This window comes from Pseudocitrobacter sp. CD920760 (genome assembly GCF_057782505.1).
In genome coordinates, this window is the sequence record NZ_JBWXSY010000006.1 from 1 (window position 1) to 2,985 (window position 2,985).

At 29.6% G+C, this 2,985-nt stretch carries 3 protein-coding genes; 2 read left to right on the top strand and 1 reads right to left on the bottom strand.

The annotated features are described in order from the left end of the window. Nucleotides 1-277 precede the first annotated feature (277 nt). Both AC1MKH_RS25965 and AC1MKH_RS25970 read left to right on the top strand, forming a co-directional pair. Complete coding sequence (locus tag AC1MKH_RS25965) at nt 278-574, top strand: hypothetical protein (RefSeq protein ID WP_327622031.1); 297 nt, start codon at nt 278-280, stop codon at nt 572-574. A gap of 491 nt (nt 575-1,065) precedes the next feature. After that, nucleotides 1,066-1,614 carry a replication/maintenance protein RepL gene (locus AC1MKH_RS25970; protein WP_327622029.1) on the top strand — a complete coding sequence of 183 codons (549 nt, stop codon included), beginning with the start codon at nt 1,066-1,068 and terminating at the stop codon, nt 1,612-1,614. Nucleotides 1,615-1,683: 69 nt separating this feature from the next. Here the strand turns inward: AC1MKH_RS25970 and AC1MKH_RS25975 are convergent, their stop codons facing one another. After that, on the bottom strand, nt 1,684-2,841 hold the full coding sequence (locus AC1MKH_RS25975) for a site-specific integrase (RefSeq protein ID WP_327622030.1): 1,158 nt from the start codon (nt 2,839-2,841) through the stop codon (nt 1,684-1,686). Nucleotides 2,842-2,985: the final 144 nt, after the last annotated feature.

Here is a 2,985-nt window from a genome sequence, read left to right on the forward strand (position 1 = left end):
AAAAATTGTCAAAATTCGCATTCGCTCAATTTGACCCTTTTTTACCTCCGGCTACATTATTGACCATTTTTTAAATGGTCAATAATGATCAACCCTTATTTTATTTTTATAAAATAATTTTTTGCTTTGTCAATTATTAATGATCTGTTTTGGTTTTAATTGGCAACGGCGAGAGAAAAAAAATTTTATATTTTTTTTCGGGTCGTCGTTTATATTTTGACTTTTTAATAAAAAGTTTTACATATAAATATATTAAAATAAAAAAGGAGAAAAAAACATGCATGATAATTTTTATCAAGATCTAGACGACCAAATAAAAGAAGATTTTTTTTCTGCAATGGTTTTATTAGATACAAAAAAAATACAATTAAAAATTGAAATTTATAAAAAAAATAATGATTATAAATCTTTTTTAAATAGTCTGGAGGATCGATCTATTTTGTACTTTTTCCAACTTTTAAATGAAAAATATTTTTCATTGGAAGAAAAATATTTTTGCTTTTCTGCTTTCTATGAGAATAAAAAACTTTTTATTAATCGATACTACAAAGCAAAAAAACAAAATCAGGAATAATTTTCAATCTTTCCCCCCCTACCCCCCAATCATTGGGGGGTTTTGCTATCGCACTATACAACACCCCCCATAAAACCGCCTGTAAGCCATTTTAAGCCGTTTTACTATCAAACCTTATAAAACCATAAGTAAAGTGCGAAAGCATGGCCGGAACGGCTGTCCCGTAGGGACTAAAAAAAAAATCTTTCAGATTTCGGGGGTGTGGGGGTTTCCCCCACATTTTAACCAGGTGAACGAGCTTCGCTCATTCACCTATAGAAGAATGAAGAAGAAAAACAACTTTAAGCCCTGTTATTGCTGGATTCTTGGTCTCACATCTGAGATTTTAAGTCTCAGATCCTGCAACTTGTAGTATCATTTATTACTTGTTTTTGATACTTCAACTATCATTGACTGATACAGCAACTATCATAAAAAACTTGTTTTTGATACTTGACTTATCAAATTTTATATATTAATAGAGACTATAAACAGATAAAGAGGATCATAAAATGACAGAAAAAAAAGATAATAAATCAAGAAGAGGCTTAACAAAATATAGAGAAAACCCTTTTTTAATGGTAGCAAGTAATAACTCAAAAGGAGGTATGCGAAAAATAGAAGGCAAGACAGAGGATCGGCTTATGGTCGTATCAGAAGAAACAGGCGAAAGATTGGCAGGGGCTGGATTTTTTAGATATCAAGAGGTTGATAAAACCCAATTTTTAAAATTGTATATTAACGGTGTTAAAGCATTAACTGAACTTAGTTCAGCAGGAACAAAAGTCTTTGAGATTCTTTATAGAACTGTTCAAGATAACAAAGATAACGATAAGATATTTATGGCTTTTGACCTTGTAGATCAAAGCATTGTAAAAATTGCCCGTGCTACATTTTACAGAGGTATGAAAGAATTAATAAGCAAAAATTTTATTGCGGAAACTACGGTCGGCAATTGCTACTTTATTAATCCTGATTACATTTTTAACGGTGATCGGCTTTCATTTGTTCAATCCTATATAAAAACAAAAACCAACGAAATAAAATCAGTTGAAAAATAAAACAACTACCGCCCCCACTTTGTGGGGTTGGTCAACCCTTCACTTTTAGACGGCAAGCCGTCTAAAAATTCACGGTTTTTTGTTTAAGAAATTTTTTAAATTTTTTGCCATAGAATGATCTTTTTTTACTTCTTCTTTTTTAAAATGATCACAACTTTTTGTTTTAACAACAACAGGATCTGAAGCCTCAGCAGTGTAATCTTCCGAAGGTTTAAGCCAGTTTTTACCTGTTCTTTTATTTCCATAACTTTTTGCCGAGTTTGTGCTTCTATGACCTAAAAAACGGGCTAATTCTTGATCGCTTAATATGTTTTTTAATTTACTCGCAACGATATGACGATAAGAATATAAAGAAGTATTTTCAAAATTTTTTAAAATATATTTTCTTAGAGAATTATAATCACTTGGCGTTGATTTTAAGACTTTATTTCCTTTTTTAATATTATTTATTATTACTTGGTGGGAAATGTCTTCTTTATCTATCAAAATACCTATTTTTCTTCTTTTTTGACCTCGAACCTCATTGACTTTTTTTCCTGCTATCTCGGCAATAATGTGATCCCCTTCAATGTAATAATATATATTATTTAATTCGGCGGGACGACATCCAAAAGTTGATATAATCGAAAATCTCAGCGAATGCCTAGCCCACAACCTTTTGTTTTTATTCATTTTTTCCAAAACTTCATTTTTACTTGCGGCTTTTTTCATTGTGTATTTTTTACTTTCTTTTGCTTCTTCAATACCAATTGTATTATTTAAATCTCTCACCTTTTTATATGTTGTTTTTTTATCTATGTATTCGTTTTTATATCTAAAACACAGATTAAAAACCTGATCCATTATTTTTTGTTGCTGGTTATAATAAAATTCTTTTTTCTCAGGATTTTTTTTAGCCTCCTTGCGTAAATCGTCCATTTTTGATCGCATTATATTTATTTGATCATATACAACAAATTTATATGCCGATCTTGTTTTGTCGAAACTTCCCCGCGATTTTTGAGAAAGTAAAACTTCATTAATCGGTTTTTTTATATTTGCTTTTACTAAATCATAATATTGTTTTTTTGTTTCTTCGCTTATTTCTTTATTATCAACAAAAGAAATATTTTCTTTTATTGATAATAAAAATCTATCTTTTATTGCGTATAAAGAAATATTATTTTTTTCGGCTTGTTCTGATAATTCACTTATAAAAACTTTTATTTTTTCTTTTGTGTCATTCATTTTTTCCCCCTTGCGTATATGTTGATTTTTTCAATGCTTCGCATTTCAAAAATCAATTTTTGCTTTGCCTTCCAATGAAAAAATTTCTTCGAAATATTTTCAAAGTTGGCAAACGCAAAAGCCGGTTTTCGCTACTCGCTCATA